The following is a 1,082-nucleotide window of genomic DNA, read 5'->3' on the forward strand; positions in this document are numbered from 1 at the left end:
ATCAGGGTGAAGCTCAGCCCCGGCTGCAGGCGTACATCGTCGCCTTCCACCTCGGCCATGCGGGCGTCATGGCGCCAGGCTGTGATGCGGGTGGCGGTGAAGGGGGCGCCGACGGCCCCGCGCTTGTAGCGGCCAGGGTAGTCGAAGCGCTCGTACGTGGTGGCCTGGTGCTTGAGGTCGCTGCCATCGGCACGCTGCTCCTGGCGGTAGGCCGGGTGGGTGAAGGTGTAGTCGCGCTGCACCTGGCGCGCGGTACGCACCTGCTCGCTGTAACGCAGGCGGCGCAGGCACGGCCTGGCCTGGTCGCCGCCGCTGTTGGCGTGGTACAGCACCTGGTTGGGGTCGGTCTCGTCGTCGAAGAAATTTTCATCCTCGTCTTCGACCTTGATGGCGCCCTGGCTGATCTGCCCCAGCCCCAGCAGCCGGTCGGTGATCAGCAGCTTGTGCAGTTTCGGTGTGTGCTCGAAGCGGTAGACGAAACCCTCTTCAGCGGCCAGGCGGGCGATGAAGTCGAGGTCGGTTTCACCGGCCTGCACGCAGAATTCGCGCACCTCATGCTTGTCGATGCTCTTCAGCTCGTAGCCAGTGATGCCCTGGCGCTTGAGCATGATCTCGAGAATCTGCGGCACGGTTTGCTGCTGGAAGATGCGCCAGTTCGAGCGCAGCCCGGCGCGGGCCAGCACGGGTTCGACCAGGGCGCGGTAGCGGGTGCGATGAAAGCCCGTCTCACCCTGGCTGAAGGTGCTGACCAGGCCGTGCACGTAGCGCAGCGGGCGCTCGCCGCGCCAGATCGTGAACAGCACCGGCTTGTCGAGTAGCTGGCCGAAGTTGACATCGTCTTCAAAACTGACCAGTTCCAGCTTCAGCTGGAACGGCGTGCTGATGGCTTCGTCCAGTTCGAACGACACCACTTCGAACTCACTCCGGTCCACCAGCGGCTGGAAGGTAAAGCGCAAATCGGATTGGCTAGGCATGTGGCGTCCCCCGCTACTGCTGCAAAATCGCGTCGAGCGATTCCAGGACTTCGGCGGTGAGCAGGTCGAGGCGGTAGCTGTAGTAGCTGTAGGCGCAGACCATGGCGA

At 64.3% G+C, this 1,082-nt stretch carries 1 protein-coding gene and 1 pseudogene; both read right to left on the reverse strand.

Annotated elements, in window-relative coordinates; genetic code table 11:
- A partial coding sequence (locus ABI582_RS28625) for a type VI secretion system Vgr family protein (protein ID WP_442120983.1) occupies window positions 1-974 on the reverse strand: 974 nt, incomplete at its 3' end.
- Window positions 975-987: 13 nt separating this feature from the next.
- Window positions 988-1,082: pseudogene (locus ABI582_RS28630) on the reverse strand (type IVB secretion system protein IcmH/DotU); the annotation flags it as partial.

It is taken from the genome of Pseudomonas sp. SAS7 (assembly GCF_052112345.1).
GTDB classification, from domain to species: Bacteria; Pseudomonadota; Gammaproteobacteria; order Pseudomonadales; family Pseudomonadaceae; genus Aquipseudomonas; species Aquipseudomonas putida_Q.